The organism is Devosia oryziradicis (assembly GCF_016698645.1).
GTDB classification, from domain to species: Bacteria; Pseudomonadota; Alphaproteobacteria; order Rhizobiales; family Devosiaceae; genus Devosia; species Devosia oryziradicis.
Window position 1 is genome coordinate 1,570,881 of sequence record NZ_CP068047.1, and the last position, 16,911, is coordinate 1,587,791.

The 16,911-nt window shown below is 63.3% G+C and carries 18 protein-coding genes; 10 read left to right on the forward strand and 8 right to left on the reverse strand.

Features of this window, described 5'->3' with window-relative positions:
* The first annotated feature begins 26 nt into the window (after positions 1-26).
* Positions 27-479, forward strand: coding sequence for a GatB/YqeY domain-containing protein (locus tag JI749_RS07900; protein WP_201661939.1), 453 nt, complete (start codon positions 27-29; stop codon positions 477-479).
* On the opposite strand, the gene JI749_RS07905 is transcribed toward JI749_RS07900, so the two are convergent.
* Complete coding sequence (locus tag JI749_RS07905) at positions 476-1,624, reverse strand: GGDEF domain-containing protein (protein WP_201661942.1); 1,149 nt, start codon at positions 1,622-1,624, stop codon at positions 476-478. The two genes, JI749_RS07900 and JI749_RS07905, sit on opposite strands and share 4 nt — an antisense overlap.
* Positions 1,625-1,722: 98 nt before the next feature.
* Positions 1,723-2,916, reverse strand: coding sequence for an MFS transporter (locus JI749_RS07910; RefSeq protein ID WP_201661945.1), 1,194 nt, complete (start codon positions 2,914-2,916; stop codon positions 1,723-1,725).
* Positions 2,917-3,086: 170 nt separating this feature from the next.
* Here JI749_RS07910 and JI749_RS07915 point away from each other — a divergent pair, with 170 nt between their 5' ends.
* On the forward strand, positions 3,087-3,647 hold the full coding sequence (locus JI749_RS07915; RefSeq protein ID WP_201661948.1) for a DUF308 domain-containing protein: 561 nt from the start codon (positions 3,087-3,089) through the stop codon (positions 3,645-3,647).
* Between the two features lie 7 nt (positions 3,648-3,654).
* Here JI749_RS07915 and JI749_RS07920 read toward each other — a convergent pair whose 3' ends face one another.
* Positions 3,655-4,035: a hypothetical protein gene (locus JI749_RS07920; RefSeq protein ID WP_201661951.1), complete on the reverse strand. Its 381-nt coding sequence runs from the start codon at positions 4,033-4,035 to the stop codon at positions 3,655-3,657.
* Between the two features lie 77 nt (positions 4,036-4,112).
* Here JI749_RS07920 and dnaG point away from each other — a divergent pair, with 77 nt between their 5' ends.
* From dnaG to JI749_RS07950, 6 genes are all read left to right on the forward strand, one after another.
* The gene (gene dnaG / locus JI749_RS07925) at positions 4,113-6,047 is read left to right on the forward strand and encodes a DNA primase (protein ID WP_201661955.1); all 1,935 of its coding nucleotides are present in this window, start codon (positions 4,113-4,115) and stop codon (positions 6,045-6,047) included.
* A 188-nt stretch (positions 6,048-6,235) separates the two neighbouring features.
* On the forward strand, positions 6,236-8,305 hold the full coding sequence (gene rpoD / locus JI749_RS07930) for an RNA polymerase sigma factor RpoD (protein WP_201661957.1): 2,070 nt from the start codon (positions 6,236-6,238) through the stop codon (positions 8,303-8,305).
* A 10-nt stretch (positions 8,306-8,315) separates the two neighbouring features.
* Complete coding sequence (locus JI749_RS07935; protein WP_201661959.1) at positions 8,316-8,621, forward strand: DUF2442 domain-containing protein; 306 nt, start codon at positions 8,316-8,318, stop codon at positions 8,619-8,621.
* Between the two features lie 11 nt (positions 8,622-8,632).
* Positions 8,633-8,923, forward strand: a complete 291-nt coding sequence (locus JI749_RS07940; protein ID WP_201661961.1) for an HlyU family transcriptional regulator — start codon at positions 8,633-8,635, stop codon at positions 8,921-8,923.
* Between the two features lie 88 nt (positions 8,924-9,011).
* Positions 9,012-9,233 carry a hypothetical protein gene (locus JI749_RS07945; RefSeq protein WP_201661963.1) on the forward strand — a complete coding sequence of 74 codons (222 nt, stop codon included), beginning with the start codon at positions 9,012-9,014 and terminating at the stop codon, positions 9,231-9,233.
* 7 nt (positions 9,234-9,240) lie between these two features.
* Positions 9,241-9,741: a hypothetical protein gene (locus JI749_RS07950; RefSeq protein WP_201661965.1), complete on the forward strand. Its 501-nt coding sequence runs from the start codon at positions 9,241-9,243 to the stop codon at positions 9,739-9,741.
* Positions 9,742-9,755: 14 nt separating this feature from the next.
* On the opposite strand, the gene JI749_RS07955 is transcribed toward JI749_RS07950, so the two are convergent.
* From JI749_RS07955 to JI749_RS07975, 5 genes are all read right to left on the reverse strand, one after another.
* Complete coding sequence (locus JI749_RS07955; protein WP_201661967.1) at positions 9,756-10,796, reverse strand: LLM class flavin-dependent oxidoreductase; 1,041 nt, start codon at positions 10,794-10,796, stop codon at positions 9,756-9,758.
* Between the two features lie 108 nt (positions 10,797-10,904).
* Positions 10,905-11,591 (reverse strand): tellurite resistance TerB family protein, encoded by a 687-nt coding sequence (locus JI749_RS07960; protein ID WP_201661970.1) that lies wholly within the window; start codon positions 11,589-11,591, stop codon positions 10,905-10,907.
* A 177-nt stretch (positions 11,592-11,768) separates the two neighbouring features.
* Entirely contained in the window at positions 11,769-12,149 is a 381-nt protein-coding gene (locus JI749_RS07965) for a hypothetical protein (RefSeq protein WP_201661974.1), read from the reverse strand.
* Positions 12,150-12,328: 179 nt separating this feature from the next.
* Positions 12,329-12,844, reverse strand: a complete 516-nt coding sequence (locus tag JI749_RS07970) for a TIGR00645 family protein (RefSeq protein ID WP_201661977.1) — start codon at positions 12,842-12,844, stop codon at positions 12,329-12,331.
* A 132-nt stretch (positions 12,845-12,976) separates the two neighbouring features.
* Entirely contained in the window at positions 12,977-15,337 is a 2,361-nt protein-coding gene (locus tag JI749_RS07975) for an OmpA family protein (protein WP_201661979.1), read from the reverse strand.
* A 256-nt stretch (positions 15,338-15,593) separates the two neighbouring features.
* Here JI749_RS07975 and JI749_RS07980 point away from each other — a divergent pair, with 256 nt between their 5' ends.
* On the forward strand, positions 15,594-16,016 hold the full coding sequence (locus JI749_RS07980; RefSeq protein ID WP_201661981.1) for a secondary thiamine-phosphate synthase enzyme YjbQ: 423 nt from the start codon (positions 15,594-15,596) through the stop codon (positions 16,014-16,016).
* Complete coding sequence (locus JI749_RS07985) at positions 16,017-16,847, forward strand: sulfite exporter TauE/SafE family protein (protein WP_201661984.1); 831 nt, start codon at positions 16,017-16,019, stop codon at positions 16,845-16,847.
* Positions 16,848-16,911: the final 64 nt, after the last annotated feature.

Sequence of the window (16,911 nt, forward strand, 5' to 3'; positions counted from 1 at the left end):
AACGCATAGCAAGAGGAGCAAGACCCATGCGCGAAGAGTTCAGCGAAGGCCTCAAGCAGGCGCTCAAGGCGCGCGATAGCCGGCGCACCGCAACGCTCCGGGCCATCACCGCGGCCATCAAGGACAAGGATATCGCCATCCGCCAAGAGAACCGCGGGCCGGCGACCAATGAGGAAATTCTCGCCATCGTCCAGAAGATGGTCAAGCAGCGCGAAGAGAGCTTCGCTATCTACGCGCAGGCGGGTCGGGCCGACCTTGCCACCGTCGAGAAGGAGGAGATCGACATCCTCAACGAGTTCCTGCCCAAGGGGCTGAGCGAGGAAGAAGTCGAAGCCGCCATCCGCGCAGCCATCGTCGCCACCGGTGCGGAGGGCGCCAAGGACATGGGCAAGGTGATCGCCCAGCTCAAGGTGGACTATCCGGGCCGGATCGACTTCGGCAAGGCGAGCGGCAAGGTGCGAGCGGCGCTCAGCACCTAGGCGACGAGACGGGGCGCGGGCGCGTGCACGCGATTGCGCCCAGCGGCCTTGGCGGCGTAGAGCGCATCGTCGGCGCGTTTCAAAACGGCCTCGAACGGCTCGCCATCGATGCTGCTGATGGCTACGCCGGCGCTCAGCGTTGTTTCGGCAATCCCACGGTCGGTCGCAAAATGGGCAGCCTCGAAGCCGGCGCGGATGCGCTCGGCGACCCCGGATGCCGAGCGCTTGGTAAGGTCTGGCAGCACCAGGCAGAATTCCTCTCCGCCAAGCCTGGCGGCAATGTCATCGCGGCGCAGGTCGGCCTTGACCAACGCGGCGAAGCCTTCGAGCACCGCGTCGCCAGCGGCATGGCCCAACTGGTCGTTGATCGACTTGAAGTGATCGAGATCGAACATGATGACGGCCGCGCCCGGAGGCAGTGTTGTCTTCATGCTGTCGAACAGGGCGCGTCTGTTAAGCAGCCCGGTCAGCGAATCGGTCATGGCCTCGCTGCGGTGATGGCGAGCCCAGCGCGATTGGTTGAGCGTCAACGAGATGGCGCCGATGCCGGTGATGCCCACGATCAGAACGATGGAATTGATGTCCTCGGCCCAGTTTCGCGGCTGAGCCGTCATTACCCACCGTTGCTCGGAGAGCAGCACTGCGGCGCAGAGCACGAACGAGATTGCGGAAACGGCATAGAGGGCCGCATTGGCCGTCATGGGCATCGGCGACTCGCTTCTGCCGCACCAATATTCGCGTGCGCACAGCGCCATCAGCAGCGCCATGCTCAGGTTGGCAAAGATGGTGCCCAGGCCTGACAGCCCGGCGAGAAAGGCCACGCCTGTCAGGCCGATCAGGCCCAGCCCGATAATGGCGACTGCTGCCATGGGCACCGGCTTGGCGCGGAACTGGATGGCACCGGCATAGATGAAGGCAAAGCCTCCCTGTGTCAGGGCGAAGGAGGCGAAATTCAATGTGGGATCGTAGCCCTCAGCCAGCAAGCCGAACATGACCACGCCCGCCACAACGAGCATGAGGCCGATCGACCAATTCAGGAGATAGGTGTCGCGGCGCGCGCCAAGCCAACCCACGAAGAGGGTAATGGTGAGGGCCGCCGATGAAAAGGCGATGGCGGTCAGCAGCGATAGTTGGTCGAGTGGCATTGTCGGTCCGGACGAGCCGCGCACGGCTCTGGTGATTGCTATCCTACTCCGTTCCCGGAGCCCCGCCGATCACGTGTCCGAACTTGGTGTGCAATTGCTTACTGCCCGGCGACAATTCCGGCCGATGCCGGCGGCGTCTCGCCCCGGCGGCGTTCCCAGACATAGGACAATGTGGCGACACCGACAGCCAGCAACAGCGCCACGGCACCGGCAAGCGGCAGGCTGCGATAGCCCAAGCCTGCATTGAGCATGCTGGCGCCCATGAAGGCCGCCAGCGCGATGCCGACGTTGAACCCGGCGGGGATGAGCGAGGAGGCCAGGCCTGGCGCATCGGCGGTCCAACCAAGGATGCGGGCCTGGATCGGGGTGCCGATGGCAAAGTTCAACGCGCCCCACACGAACACCGCGACCACCATGGGCAGGGGATAAGGGCTGGCAAGATAGAAGGCCAGCAGCACCACCACCTGGGCTGCGAGCAGTCCGATCAGCGCGGGCATGAGCTTCCAGTCGGCCAGCCGCCCGCCGAGGAACACCCCGAGGGTCGATCCAACGCCATTGAGCAGCAGCACCCACGGGATCCATGCAGCATCGAGGCGCGTGACCTCCTGCAGCAGTGGGGCGATATAGGTGAAGGGCACGAACTGGCCGATCATCAGCATCAGCATGAGGAACAACGACGTCCAGGCTTGCTGGCGGCCCAGAACCTTGATTTGGCGACCGAGGGCAAGGCCGGCCTCCGCCGATCCCTGGGTGCCGGGCACCCACAAGGCAACCGCCAGACTTGCCAGCACTCCCAGCGTGCCCATGGCCCAGAACGTCATCCGCCAACCCAGGTAGTTGCCGATCGCGGCGCCCAGCGGCACGCCGATAACATTGGAAACGGTGAGCCCGGAAAGGATCAGCGCCACCGCGAACCCTCTGCGCTCTGGTGCCACCAGGCTCGTCGCAACAACCATGGCGATCCCGAAGAAGCAGCCATGGGCGATGGCGATCAGGACGCGCAGGATCAGCATGGAAGCAAAGCCGGGCGCAAGGGCGCAGGCAATCTGGCCGATGGTGAAGACTGCAATCAGCCCCAGCAGCAAGGTGCGACGGGATAACCTGGTTGTCGCGAGCGTGAGCAATGGTCCACCCAGGGCGATGCCGATGGCGTAGCCGGAGACCAAATAGCCCGCGACCGGTATAGTCACATCGAGGCCCGAAGCGACCTCCGGCAATATGCCGGCAATCACGAATTCGGTTGTGCCGAAGGCGAAGGCGGCGAGGAACAGGGCAATCAGAGGGAGCGACATGAGCGACATACCGGGCAGCGGGCCACGATCTGGACCATGAGGGGCGCCGGGGAAGCAATCCACAAAATGATCGGGGCCCTTTAGATTATCTAGAACCATCCGGGCTCTCTTGGATCGGCCGCCGAGTGCGCTACAATTCAGCAGGACGGCGAGTCCGCATGGAGGGCAAGATGACGGTTTCGGCTGAGACGAAGAGGCGGTTTGCGCTGGCGACGGCGCTGCGGGGCGTATTGATGCTGCTGGCAGGGCTCTATGCCATTATCTGGCCCTCCGAGGCCCTGACCGTGCTCGTACTGGCCGGCGGCATTCTGCTCCTGGTCGACGGCGGGCTGGGACTGTGGAGCCTGACCTTTGGTGGTGGCAAGAGCGGCAATTACTGGTTCGACGTCGTTTCGAACGCCCTATCGCTGATCCTTGGCGTCCTAATTCTCATCAGTCCGCTGCTGGCGACAATCCTCACCGTCACCCTGCTGGCCTCGCTGGTTGGCATTGCCGCGCTCGTGGTGGGTGTCATGCAGATCGTCGTGGTCACGCGCGAACGCGAGCACTACGCGCGGATCTGGCCGGTGGTGCTGTCGGGCATATCCTATATTCTGCTTGGCCTTGTGTTCCTGTTCTTCCCGCTGATTGCCAGCGCCACGGCGGTTATTTTCGGTGGCGTGCTTTTGGTGATCTTTGCGCTGAGCCTGTTCGGTTGGGCCTGGCGGCTCTACCAACGCAGCAAGGCATAGCGGACGGCTACTTATAGATTATGGAAATGCCGCCGGCCTCGGGCTGCTGCTTTACCACGACGGCCCCTTCCGGGATGGTGACTTCGAGGTTGCCATAGGCGTCCCAGCGAACGCTGGGAGCCCGCCTGCCTTCGAGCGCAAGAAAACCGGACGCGTCTGCGTCCAGGGTGCCGCCCGCCGGCAGGATTGCAGCTTGGGTGTTAAGGCCCGCATGGCCGCAATCGCGAGTGAACACGATCAGGGACCTGGTCTTGTCCGGCGACTCCAGCTGGCTCACCGGACTGTTGCTGCATTCGGGCACGAGGCCCGTTAGCCACCATAGCATGCCCCCAACCAGTGCCGCGGGTATGATGGCGATGGCGACCAAGCTGCGGGTGCGTTTGTTCAAGATCGTGATGCCTGGGCGTGCTGTGGATAAGTTCGCTGCCCGTGACTCGGGCCCCTCGAACGCTTACTTAACACCCCATGCGCTTTTCCGATCAATTCCTCGACGAAATCCGCCAGCGCCTGCCCATTACGCAGGTGGTGGGCGAGCATGTCATCTGGGACAAGCGCAAGAGCCAGCCCGGCAAGGGCGACATGTGGGCCTGCTGTCCGTTCCATGGCGAGAAGAGCCCGAGCTTTCATGCCGATGACCGGCGCGGCATCTATCACTGCTTTGGCTGTGGCGTTTCGGGCGACCACTTCCGGTTCCTCACCGAAAAGGCCGGCATGAGCTTCCCCGAAGCGGTGGAAAAGCTGGCCGGGATGGCCGGCGTGCCAATGCCGGCGCGCGACGAACGGCAGGAAAAGCGCGAAGCCGAGCGACGCAGCCTCCTCGACGTCATGGAACTGGCGACGAAGTATTTCGAAGCCGCCCTGAGCCACAATATCGGGGCGCGAGCCCGTGGCTACCTGCTGGAGCGCGGGGTGTCGGCACAGAGCCAGACGCGATTCCGCATCGGCTTTGCCCCCGACAGCCGCAACGGGCTCAAGGAGCACCTGGCGGCAAACGGCGTCTCGGCGCAGGACATGATCGATACCGGGCTGGTGGCCAGCCGCGAGGACGATCCGCTGACCTATGACCGGTTCCGCAACCGCGTGATGTTTCCGATTACCGATTTCCGTGGCCGCGTCATCGCCTTCGGCGGCCGGGCCATGTCGGCCGACGTGCCGGCCAAGTATCTCAATTCGCCCGAGACCGAGCTCTTCAGCAAGCGGCGGACGCTCTATAACGGCCAGACGGCGCGGCAGGCCGCCCGCGACGGCAGCACGATCATCGTGGTCGAAGGCTATCTCGATGTGATCGCCGCGGTAGCGGCCGGTTTCGAGGGCGCTGTTGCGCCGCTGGGTACGGCGATGACCGAGGAGCATCTGCAGATGCTTTGGCAGATGACGCCCGATCCGGTGCTCTGCTTCGACGGCGACAAGGCGGGCCTCAAGGCCGCGGAGCGTGCTGCCGACCTGGTCATGCCCCATCTGAAGCCCGGCTACACGGTGCGCATCGCGACGCTGCCCGAGGGCCTGGATCCCGATGACCTGATCAAGGCGCAGGGCAGGGGGGCGTTTGCCGATGTGATCGACCGGGCGCGCAGCCTTTCGGATGTAATCTGGAGCATGGAAACCGGCGGGCTGGTGCCCGAGACGCCGGAGGCCCGGGCCGCGCTACAGGCTCGCCTGCGCGAGCGAGCCAATGGCATTGGCGACAGTTCGGTGCGGTTCCACTACGCCCAGGCCTTCGACGAGAAACTGCGCGCCTTCCTAGCGCCGGTGCGGCAGAACCGCTTCGAGCCGCGTGGCGGGCAGCCGCGCTACGGACAGAGCGGGGCCTATGGCTATCCAAGCCGCGGTACGCCGCGCCTGGTGGTCAGCGATACGCTGCGCAATTCGCGGCTTCTCAAGCCCGGTTCAGTTGCCGAGGCGACGCCGCGCGAGGCAGCGATCATCCTCAGCCTGGTCAACCATCCGGCCCTGGTCGAAGACAAGTTCGAGATCCTGGCGGCACTCGATTTCGATACGCCGGTCGCCCAGAAGGTGATGAGCGAAATCCTCAGCCTGGTCGTCCGGCATCACGACATTTCAGCCGATGATCTCAAAGCGGCGCTTGGGGTGCGTGGGCATGGCCCCGCGCTCGACAGGATGAGCGACGTGCTCAACCGGCAGGGCGTGTGGCAGATCGCCTCGGAGATCGCCCTTGTCGATGCCGAGACCGGATTGAGTCATGCGCTGGCCTTGCATAACAAGAAAGTTCAGCTAAATAGGGAACTCAAGGCAGCCGAAGCGGCGCTGGGCGAAGACCCAAGCGAAGAAACCTTTGAAAGGCTGCGGGACATCAAGAACCAGATTACCACTGTCGATGGCACAGAGGCATTGATCGAAGGATTTGGTTCGTTATCGGGACGCGCGACACGCAGCTTTTAGGGGATGACTCTGAAGGTCGGCGGGTACGCGCGATTTTGCATATGGCGATATGTGAAGTCATCCGAGGCGAACCCGGGTTGCATCTGAGGCGTTAACGCCTGAGTGACCAAACCTTTACCTTGCCTTGAGGTGTCACCACTTAAGCCTTACCCGGACCCGGGCGCTTGCGGGTTCCGACGGAGTACCACATGGCCACCAAGGCAGCACCGAAGACCACCAAGGAAACCGAGAAGCCGGAAGCCGGCGCCCCAGAGGCGACGAATGACAGCCCGCTGCTCGACCTTTCCGACGCCGCCGTAAAGAAGCTCATCAAGGTCGCCAAGAAGCGCGGCTATGTGACCTATGAAGAGCTGAACGCGGTGATGCCGTCGGACGAGGTGTCGTCCGAACAGATCGAGGATTTCATGTCCATGTTCTCCGACATGGGCATCAACGTCGTCGACGAGGACGAGGTCGAAGAGACCGAAGTCGAGAAGGACGATGAAGACCAGGGTCAGGAAGTGGCCCAGTCCGGCAGCACCGCCGTTTCCACGACCTCCAATACCAAGGCCGGCTCCGATCGCACGGACGACCCGGTGCGCATGTATCTGCGCGAGATGGGTTCGGTCGAACTGTTGAGCCGCGAAGGCGAAATCGCCATCGCCAAGCGCATCGAGGCCGGTCGCGAGACCATGATCGAAGGCCTCTGCGAGTCGCCGCTGACCTTCCAGGCCATCATCATCTGGCGCGAACAGCTCGCCCAGGGCGAAATCCTGCTGCGCGACATCATCGACCTCGAAGCCACCTATGCCGGTCCCGATGCCAAGCAGGCGGCTCCTGCGCCGGACATGGTCAGCCTCAACGCTGCCCCGAAGATGGAAACCGTCGTCGAAAAGCCCAAGCCGGCCCCGGCGCCCAAGCGCGCCTCGTCGGGCGACGAGGATGACGACTACGTTCCCGAGGAGCCGCAGGCGCCGCAGGATCCTGTCGAGGAAGACGACGACGAGTTCGAGAACGCTTTGTCGCTGTCGGCCATGGAAGCCGAGCTCAAACCGCAGGTGGTCGAGACCTTCGACCGCATCGCCAATGCCTATGGGCAGATGCGCGAAATGCAGGACAAGCATGCCGAAGACCGTTCGGCCTCAGTGTCGGATGCCGATAACAAGAAGCTCGACGTACTGCGCAGCGAGGTCATTGCCGACGTCAAGTCGCTGTCGCTCAATGCCAGCCGTATCGAGAGCCTGGTCGAGCAGCTCTACGACATCAACAAGCGCCTGGTGAAGCTGGAAGGGCGCCTCCTGCGCCTCGCCGAAAGCTATGGCGTCAAGCGCGAGAAGTTCCTCGAGAGCTATTACGGCCAAGAAGTGAACCCGGCCTGGGAAGCCAACCTTGCCGATTTCGAGGGCAAGGGCTGGGGCGAATTTGCCAAGCGCGAAGCCGATACCATCCGCGAAATCCGTGGCGACGTGGCGACGCTGGCCACCGAAACCGGCCTCAACATCGCCGAATACCGCCGTATCGTGCACAAGGTGCAGAAGGGCGAGCGCGAAGCCGCCATCGCCAAGAAGGAGATGGTCGAGGCCAACCTGCGCCTCGTGATTTCCATTGCCAAGAAGTACACCAATCGCGGCCTGCAGTTCCTCGACCTGATCCAGGAAGGCAATATCGGCCTGATGAAGGCCGTCGATAAGTTCGAATATCGCCGCGGCTACAAGTTCTCGACCTATGCCACCTGGTGGATCCGCCAGGCGATCACCCGCTCGATCGCCGACCAGGCCCGCACCATCCGCATTCCGGTGCACATGATCGAGACGATCAACAAGATCGTCCGCACCAGCCGCCAGATGCTGCATGAAATCGGCCGCGAACCGACCCCCGAGGAACTCAGCGAAAAGCTGCAGATGCCCTTGGACAAGGTCCGCAAGGTGCTCAAGATCGCCAAGGAACCCATCTCGCTCGAAACCCCGATCGGCGACGAGGAAGATTCCAACCTGGGCGATTTCATCCAGGACGTGAACGCGATCCAGCCGATCGACGCGGCGATCCAGAGCAATCTGCGCGAAACCACGACCCGCGTGCTGGCGTCGCTGACGCCGCGCGAGGAACGCGTGCTGCGCATGCGCTTCGGCATCGGCATGAACACGGACCACACGCTGGAAGAAGTCGGCCAGCAGTTCTCAGTCACCCGCGAACGCATCCGCCAGATCGAAGCCAAGGCCCTGCGCAAGCTCAAGCACCCGAGCCGCTCGCGGAAGCTGCGGAGCTTCCTGGATAACTAGGAGCGGCGTGATGGCCGCTCCGCGCCTCAAGCTCACCAGCATCCGCGCTGTCGTGCCGTTCAAGCTGGTGGTGACGTTTTCCGATGGATCGTCCGGCACCTTCGATGCCGGACCGATGATCGGGGAGCGGGGCGAGGGGACCGAGCCGTTGCGGGATCGGCGCTTCTTTGGCACGGTCGAGCTCAAGAACGGCGTGCCGACCTGGCCGAACCACTTCGACATCTCGCCGGACTGGTTGCGTGAGGAAATGGAAAAACGCGGCGAACTGCAATTGCCGCTGCCGGTCCGGCGCTTGCGCGGATCGACACAAAACTAGGAGACGGATCCATGTCGTTCTGGAAGAATTTGTTCGGTGGCGGTTCGTCCAGCACCGAGCCTGCTGGCGACAAGGTGCTGGGCGAGGAAAGCTACAAGGGCTTCCTGATCAAGGCGATCGAGATGAAGGCCGGCAGCGAATTGCAACTGGCCGGCACGATCGAGAAGGATATTGGCGGCGAGCTCAAGACCTACCGGTTCGTGCGCGCCGACCGCATGAGTTCGCGTGACGATCTGATCGTACTGGCCCTCTCTAAGGGCCGGCAGATCATCGACGAGCAGGGCGAAAGCATCTTCCGCTAAGGCTCGACTGATTCAATTTCTGGCACGCGCCGGGCTCGCGAACCGCTGGGGTTCCGCGGGGCCGGCCTGCCGCACAGGAGAATACCAAATGGCCAAGAAACCCACTGCACGCAGCGAATTCGTGATGTTCGACGTCGTCTATGAGGACGGCAGCCAGCGCTCCAACCGCAAGGTGGATGCCAGCCTGCTGGGCAGCCTCGATGGTGACGAGCCGGCCCGCGAAGCGATCATGGAGCAGGATCGCGCCATTGCCGAAAAGTCCGGCCTGCCACCACTGGCAATCAAGACCATCAAGCGCTCGGGCAAGTAGAAGCCAATTGCGGCGATCCCGTATCCCGTCGAGCCTTTTGGCAGCGATGCTGGTTTTGGCGACGGCATCGGGGGCATCGTCGGCGCCTCCAGCTTTTGCGGACGGCGAGCCGCGCTATGCCTGCGGCAAGCGGTGTCCGGACACCAAACTGGTCTGCGTGCGCGATAGGCAGCCGGACGCGCCGGCGGGACTGACGGCGCAGGACATTGCAGCACGGTTGCCCTTGGGACAGATCGACTACTGGTTCATGATCGGAGCCATGGCGGACCGCCCGGAAGGCGGGATCGTCGATGGCGTACGCGTCGACGGTCCGACTGTTGTTTCCTTTGGCGGGGCCGATTGGGTATGGGCGGAGTATGACCTACCCGCGGCGCGCGGCGTTGATTTTCAAGGCAGCCTGGTCATGTGGCCGGAGGATGACCAGATGGCGATCCTGCGGTGCTCGTTCGTGGCTGAGGCCAGCACCAGGGCCTTGGTCGAGGAACTGGCAAGGAGCGCGCGGCGCTAGCCTTGCGGCCCCTTTTAGGCGCCCAGCGCCTTGTCCACTGCCGGCTTCACGACGGTCCCGTAGAGCTCGATGGCCTTCATCACCTTGTCATGCGGCAAGGTACCGACGCTGAGCTGCAGGCCGAAGCGGTCGTGTTTGAACCATTCGTGCTGCATCAGGATCTTGTCGATGACCTCCTGCGGCGACCCCATGAAATAGGCACCCTGTGGAGTGGCGCCGGCGTCGAACTGGGCGCGGGTAGTCGGCGGCCAGCCGCGCTCCTTGCCGATGCGGCTCATGGCCGCGCTATGGGCAGGGAAGGCGATGTCGCGGGCATCCTGGCTGTCGGCGGCGATAAAACCGTGCGAGCTGATGCCGACGGGCAACGACTTGGGATCGCGACCGACCTTGTCGGCGGTCTCGCGGTAGAACTGCACCAGCGGGGCGAATTGCCTGGGCTGCCCCCCGATGATGGCGATCATCAGCGGCAGGCCATAATAGGCAGCGCGGGCCACCGAATTGGGCGTGCCACCCACGGCGATCCATATGGGCAGGGGATCCTGCGCCGGCTTGGGATAGATCTCGATGCCGGGAATGGGCTTGGTGTGGGCACCGCCGGCCCAACTCACCTTGCCGCCATCGCGGATTTTGAGCAGCAGTTCGAGCTTTTCCTCGAACAGGGTGGCGTAGTCGTTGAGATCAAGCCCGAAGAGGGGGAAGCTTTCAATGAACGAACCGCGCCCGGCCATGATCTCGGCCCGGCCATTGCTCAGCAGGTCGAGCGTGGCAAACTGCTGCCAGACGCGGATGGGATCGTCAGAACTCAGCACCGTCACCGCTGTGGAAAGGCGGATGTTCCTGGTCCGCGCCGCGGCTGCGGCAAGAATGGTGACGGGTGCCGAGGCGACGAAATCGGGACGGTGATGCTCACCCAGGCCATAAAAGGCCAGGCCGAGCTGATCGGCCAATTCGATCTCCTCGAGCAGATCCTTTAGACGTTCCGACGGGCTTTGCAGCCGGTCGCCGTTCAGCGGGTCGGCCGTGTTTTCGGCAAAGGAATAAAGTCCGAGTTCCATCGTGGTGACCTCATGTTTGGCTCACTGATGGCGGGCATGCCGGGCGCGATCAAGAACGCACACGAGTGTAACCAAGACGCCCACCGGTGGACGGCGGGCGAGAGTTGGTCAGACGTTGTTTCCCGACGGCGTATAGGCGAAGGGTGCGGCAGGGGCCGGAGCCGGTTCGGGAGCACGTTCGCCGGCGGCCTTGTGGATCTCAGCAACCAGTGCGGGTGCGAGACGGAGCTTTCCGGCAAGGGCGTCGAGATAGGCTCGTTCCGATGCGGTATCGGCCGTGATGGCAACCAGCGAAGCCGCGTAGATTTCGGTCGCGTGCTCGGGGGTGTCGGCGCGTGCAGCGACGGCATTGATGTCGAGCGGACTTGAAAGCTCGTCGAACACCCAGGCCTTTTCCTCGGACGACAGGTTCATCGTTTCGAGCTTGCCGAAAATGGCTTCCTTCTCATCGGCATCGATCCGACCATCTGCCTTTGCCGCCGCGATCATGGCGCGCACCAGCGACTTGCCGAGCTCTTCCTGGCCGCGGCTATCGCTGGCGGCCGGAATGAACGCGTCTTCGCCGGTCGTGGGGACAGTACCCTGCTGGTTGCGCTGGTAGTTTTGCCATGCGTTATAGGCCAGCCCGCCAACGGCAGCGACAGCGCCAATCTTGACGGCGTTGCCTGCAAGTTTTCCCAAGCCGCCCCCGCTGAGCAGCATGCCGGCGGCAAGCCCGGCCGCGCCCGTCATGGCGGTGCGCTGGGTATTGGGGTCCGTCTGGAGGGCCTTGACGATCTGGTCGATGTTGAACATGTGGGCTCCCTTTTCTTTCGACATCGCACATGGGGATGCGAAGCAGACGCCGCAAGGCACACGAGGGACGTCGAAATGTCGCGCCGAAAAGGCAAGACCCCGGCGGGGCGGCCGGGGTCTCCTTTGGAAGCGATCAGAGGGAGGGCTGATGACTTCCGGGAAGTATCTACGCGCCGATTAGGTAGCGGGCGTCGTAGCAGGCTCGGCAGCGGGAGCTGCCTCAGTAGCCGGGGCGTCAACGGCCGGGGCTTCGGTAGCCGGAGCCGCGTCAACGGCCGGGGCCTCAGTCATCGGGGCCGCTTCGGTCGCCGGAGCTGCCTCGGTCATCGGGGCCGGAGCCACTGCCGGGTCAGCCGGAGCCTCAGTGGTCACTGGGGCGCCATTGACGTCAACCGTGGTCGACGGGCCCGAATTGGCCGAGAATACCAGGTAGCCGATGGCCAGCAGGGCGAGGGCGACGATGATGCCGACGAACCAGCCGGTACCGCTGCTTTCGCGGGTATAAACCGTGCGGTTGGTGTCGTTGTTGTAAACGGTATCGCGTTCAGGGATAGCCATGATTTCGCTCCTTTGTTTCACCGTATGGCAAAGAAACGCGGGCTTTTTGTTTTCGTTCCCGAACGTGTGATCACAGCTGTCCTGACAGATCAGAGTTTAATTACGCTTTTGATTCAAGAGATTGCAGATCCGTTCGCCGCGCACAAATCATCAGGCTTGTGAAATTTTCGCCGAAAATTTCACAAATCCGGCTCTTTAGCCTTCCCCGGCTTCTTGGAAATCCGGTCGATCACGGCCAGAAACAGCGCCGAGACGATGAAGGTCAGATGCAGCAGGGTAAACCACATGATCTGATTGTCAGGGTATCGCGGCACGTTGAGGAAAATCTGCAGCAGATGAATTGAGGAAATCGCCACGATGGTGGAGGCGACCTTGATCTTGAGTGAGCCCGCATCGATCTGGCCCCGCCAGTGCACGTCATCCTTGTTGTCGAAGCGGGATACGAAGTTCTCGTAGCCGGAGATGATGACCATCACCACGAGGCTGGCAATCAGCGCGGCGTCGATCAGTCCGAGAACCTTGAGGATAGTCTCGGTCTCATCCATGCCCATCATGTGGCTGGCAAAATCCCAAAGCTTGAAACCGAAGGTGACAGCATAGAGCGCCAGCGCAATGCCCAGGCCGATATAGAAGGCGACCAGCAACCAGCGCGATGCCAAGATGACGCTTTCGACGAAGACTTCCAGACGCTTCATGGGACGCTCCAGCTTTGGACGCTGGTGCAATAGCAAGTTCTGTGCGCCTGGCAAGGCGGCGTGCTGGCGCAGCGAGGCGAATGCAAAAAGGCCGGGCACAAGGCCCGGCCTCCTGTCTGAGCTGCGGTACCGTCAGTTGTTGGCGACGGTGATCAGCGGGGTGATGCGGCGGATGGTGACGCGACGATTCTCGCGTTCCGCGGTCTCGGTGCGGATCTTGAGATAGCGCTCGCCATAGCCCTGGGTAGCCAGGTTCTCGGGCGGGACGCCGTAGAAGTCGGTCAGGATGCGGGCCACGGTCGCGGCGCGCTGGTCCGACAGGCGCAGGTTGGAAATCTCCGAACCCACGGCATCGGTGTGACCTTCGATCAGGAAGGTTTCGCCCGGGTTCCGCTCCAACAAGGCCAGCATGGCGTTTGCCGTAGCGGAGAGGGCTCCGACCTGGTCCCGGCCAATGGTGGCGGCACCGGTATCGAAGGTCAGTCCACCGACTTCGAGGCGACGCACGCTGTCCCGGATACGGGCCGAGCGCTTCACTTCGTCGATCGAGTACAGCCGGGCGACCTGCTCAACCGGCGGCTGGGCGAAGAAGTCCTCGACCTGTTCCTCGTCGGCATAGCGGGCGTCCAGAATATAGTCCTGCACCGGGATGTTGAGGCGCAGCGGCGGCAGGTCGTCACCCGGGTCACGCCACACGACCAGGTCTTGGTCGTAGCGATCATCGAAATAGGCCAGAACGTATTCGCGGCCATCCGGTGTGAAGCGCGAGCGACGCAGTACGTCGCCGTAGCGGTTGCGAACCGTCACGATCTGCGAGCCGTCCGGCCGGGTGATCACTTCACGCACGCGACCATCGCTGAGGTTCTCGTAGAAGATCTCGTCCTGGTCGGGATTGTAGAAGCGGTCCGTGTCCTGGCCGATCGAATTGACGATCAGCTGGGTACCAACCTGCAGGATCACCTGGGTGATCAGGTCGCCACTGGTAGCGGTCGCAACCGGGGCCTGCTCGACAACGGTGACATTGTTCTGCTGGCCGATATTGGTCTGCGTGTTGTTGGTCACATCGCCATTGATAGTCGTGTTGGTCACGTTGTTAGTGACGTTGGTGATGTTGTTGACGTAGTTGTTGATCACCGTCTGGTTGACCGTAGTGTTGTTAGTGGCGGTCACCTCGGTGCCCTGCTCGGCGACGGCGGATTCAACCGGCTCAGCAGCAAAGACGCGAAGGTCTTCCGACTGGGCAGCCGCATCGCTCTCCGGCAGAGTTTCGAGCGTCACGACGGTCGGCTCCACATCGGTGCGTGTCGGAGCGGCCGGGTCGGCCGTTGGGGCAACTGCAGGATCGACCGCAACGGTCTCTTCCTTGCCGGAGTCGGTCAGGGGCGCGGCCTCGCCGCTGGAACCCTCAGGCACAGGTTCAGTCGGCATGGCGGTCGGATCGACAGCCGGGTCCACTGCAGGTACCGAGCCTTCTGCAGGCGGCTGAACAGCAGGCTGCTCCTCCAGCGGGGGCTCGGCAGGTACCGGCAGGCCGGGCACTTCAGGCAGCGACAGGCCATACTGGGCCAGGCAAGAGTCAAGGTCGGTGAAGCCCGCACTGGCGCACAGTGCCGCGATCTGGGCCTGGGCATCGGCAATCTGGGCCTGCGCCGTTGCCGCATCGCCGCCGGACATCAAATCGGCGACAGCAGCATTATACGCATCCACCTGGGCCTGGAGGTCTGCAGAAATGTCCACCGAGCTGCGTGTATCGGCTGGCTGCTCGGCAGGAGCCTGGGCGGCAGCGGCAGCGGCAGCCGCTTCGGCTTCCGCAGCGGCCTGAGCATCGGCAGCGGCCTGCGCATCGGCAGCAGCCTGGGCGTCAGCGGCGGCTTGGGCATCAGCCTCAGCCTGGGCATCAGCCTCAGCCTGTGCATCAGCGGCGGCCTGTGCATCAGCCGCAGCCTGTGCATCAGCGGCGGCCTGTGCATCAGCAGCAGCCTGGGCGTCAGCAGCAGCCTGTGCATCAGCAGCGGCCTGAGCGTCGGCAGCAGCCTGAGCGTCGGCAGCAGCCTGCGCTTCCGCAGCGGCCTGGGCTTCTGCGTCAGCAGCGGCCTGTGCCTCTGCGGCAGCCTGCGCTTCTGCAGCAGCCTGAGCCTCGGCGTCGGCGGCGGCCTGTGCATCAGCAGCAGCCTGTGCTTCGGCGGCGGCCTGTGCCTCGGCAGCGGCGGCGGCGTCCGCGTCAGCCTGCGGGTCGGCGGCCGGCGGTGGGGCTTCTGCAGGGGCGGATATGGCCGCGATGCATTCGTCCAGGCTTGCATAGCCGGCGACGATGCAGAGTTCTGTGAGTGTCGCCTGCGCTGCATCCAAGGCTGCGGAATCTCCGGATGCCTGGGCGGCTGCATAGGCCTGGTAGGCGGCGACGAGATCGCCGTCCTGCGCACGCACGGTAAGCGGCAGCAAAGCCATCAGACCGATACTGGTGCCGGTCAAGAGCCAGTTTCTAAGGCGCATTGTTCTTTTTCCTTATGTCGATAGACATTCCTGCCAAGCATCGCGAGGCCAGTCTGAACGCAAACTGAATGGAATCGATGGTCCGATTTGACGACGCTAGTTTCCCGCAATGCCCGCAACGCCTGGGTTCAGCGATAGTTCCCGGCCGTGCGAACGGAGTGACGGAGCAGCCCGATCATGGCGCGAGTTGGGCAAGTGAGCGGATAGTGCGCTCGATGGCTTGGCCCGCCTGCTCGGAACATGATAGGCCCAAATCATGCAGCAGGCCGCCGACACACTGACCATTTCCACGCAGGGGCAGGGGCTCTACGAATTTACCCCGGCGCTGCGCCGGTTCGTGGCCAATGCCGAAACAACGACTGGCCTGCTTACCGCTTTCGTGCGCCACACGTCCTGCTCGCTGCTGATCCAGGAAAATGCCGACGACGACGTGAAGACCGATCTCAATGGCTTCTTCCGTCGCCTGGTGCCGGAGGGCATGGATTGGCTGGTGCACACCACCGAGGGTCCTGACGATATGCCGGCGCACATCAAGGCAGCGCTGACGCAGACGTCGATCGGCATCCCGATCATTGACGGCCAGCCGGTCCTGGGTACCTGGCAGGGCATCTACCTTTTCGAGCATCGCCGCCGGCCGCATCGCCGACAGGTCGTGCTGCATCTTATCGGGGAACGCTGAATGGATTGGGCGACGCTGGCCGCGTATTGGCCGTTCGTGCTGGGGCTGATGGCGACGGGGGTGGTTTCGGGAATTGCCGCTGGCTTGCTCGGCATCGGCGGTGGGGCAATCATCGTGCCGGCCTTGGGCAATGCGTTGCTGCTGCTTGGCTACGATGCCGAGGTGGTCCAGCATGTTGCCGTGGGCACTTCGCTGGCCATCATCATTCCCACCGGCATCATGAGCGCCCGATCACACTACAAGCGCGGGGCGCTCGACCTTGCTGTGCTCCGGCTCTGGGCGCCGTTCATTGTCGTCGGCACCTTTGTCGGCGGCCTGATGGCAGGCTTGTTTTCGGGCGACGTGCTGCGGGTCGTCTTTGCTGTGATGGCTTTCGTCATTGCGGCCAACATCATCTTCGCGTTCCAGACCCGGTTGATGGGGCATCTGCATGGATCGGCGGCGACGCACCGGATTTCGGCGCTCGTGGTCGGCTACATCTCGTCATTGATGGGCATTGGCGGCGGCTCGCTGACCGTCCCGACGCTCGTCGCCTTTGGCGCGACGATGCATGCCGCCGTGGGGACGTCAGCCGCGATCGGCGTGGCGATCGCGATATCCGGCACGCTTGGCTTCATCATTTCGGGGTGGGGCGCTTCGGGGCTGCCGCCACTCAGCCTTGGTTACATCAACCTGCTGGCGCTGGTGCTGATCGCCGTGCTGGCCGCGGCCTTTGCTCCCCTGGGTGCGGCCCTGGCTCACCGCCTCGACCAGAAGACGCTCAAATACGTCTTTGCGGCGTTTCTGGTAGCGGTGGGCCTCAACATGCTGTGGAAGGTGCTTGCCGGCTGAAAGCAAAGGCCCCGCGGAAGCGGGGCCTTGCCAGATCAGGTTGGTGGGGACGGGTGACTACGGT

Bases quoted from the DNA above. Each gene is read 5' to 3' on its own strand.
- JI749_RS07905 (WP_201661942.1), bottom strand. From the start codon at position 1,624: ATGCCACTCGACCAACTATCGCTGCTGACCGCCATCGCCTTTTCATCG.
- JI749_RS07935 (WP_201661959.1), top strand. From the start codon at position 8,316: ATGGCCGCTCCGCGCCTCAAGCTCACCAGCATCCGCGCTGTCGTGCCG.
- JI749_RS07915 (WP_201661948.1), top strand. From the start codon at position 3,087: ATGACGGTTTCGGCTGAGACGAAGAGGCGGTTTGCGCTGGCGACGGCG.
- JI749_RS07965 (WP_201661974.1), bottom strand. From the start codon at position 12,149: ATGGCTATCCCTGAACGCGATACCGTTTACAACAACGACACCAACCGC.
- dnaG (WP_201661955.1), top strand. From the start codon at position 4,113: ATGCGCTTTTCCGATCAATTCCTCGACGAAATCCGCCAGCGCCTGCCC.
- JI749_RS07910 (WP_201661945.1), bottom strand. From the start codon at position 2,916: ATGTCGCTCCCTCTGATTGCCCTGTTCCTCGCCGCCTTCGCCTTCGGC.
- JI749_RS07900 (WP_201661939.1), top strand. From the start codon at position 27: ATGCGCGAAGAGTTCAGCGAAGGCCTCAAGCAGGCGCTCAAGGCGCGC.
- JI749_RS07980 (WP_201661981.1), top strand. From the start codon at position 15,594: ATGCAGCAGGCCGCCGACACACTGACCATTTCCACGCAGGGGCAGGGG.
- JI749_RS07945 (WP_201661963.1), top strand. From the start codon at position 9,012: ATGGCCAAGAAACCCACTGCACGCAGCGAATTCGTGATGTTCGACGTC.
- JI749_RS07975 (WP_201661979.1), bottom strand. From the start codon at position 15,337: ATGCGCCTTAGAAACTGGCTCTTGACCGGCACCAGTATCGGTCTGATG.
- JI749_RS07955 (WP_201661967.1), bottom strand. From the start codon at position 10,796: ATGGAACTCGGACTTTATTCCTTTGCCGAAAACACGGCCGACCCGCTG.
- JI749_RS07985 (WP_201661984.1), top strand. From the start codon at position 16,017: ATGGATTGGGCGACGCTGGCCGCGTATTGGCCGTTCGTGCTGGGGCTG.
- JI749_RS07960 (WP_201661970.1), bottom strand. From the start codon at position 11,591: ATGTTCAACATCGACCAGATCGTCAAGGCCCTCCAGACGGACCCCAAT.
- JI749_RS07970 (WP_201661977.1), bottom strand. From the start codon at position 12,844: ATGAAGCGTCTGGAAGTCTTCGTCGAAAGCGTCATCTTGGCATCGCGC.
- JI749_RS07940 (WP_201661961.1), top strand. From the start codon at position 8,633: ATGTCGTTCTGGAAGAATTTGTTCGGTGGCGGTTCGTCCAGCACCGAG.
- rpoD (WP_201661957.1), top strand. From the start codon at position 6,236: ATGGCCACCAAGGCAGCACCGAAGACCACCAAGGAAACCGAGAAGCCG.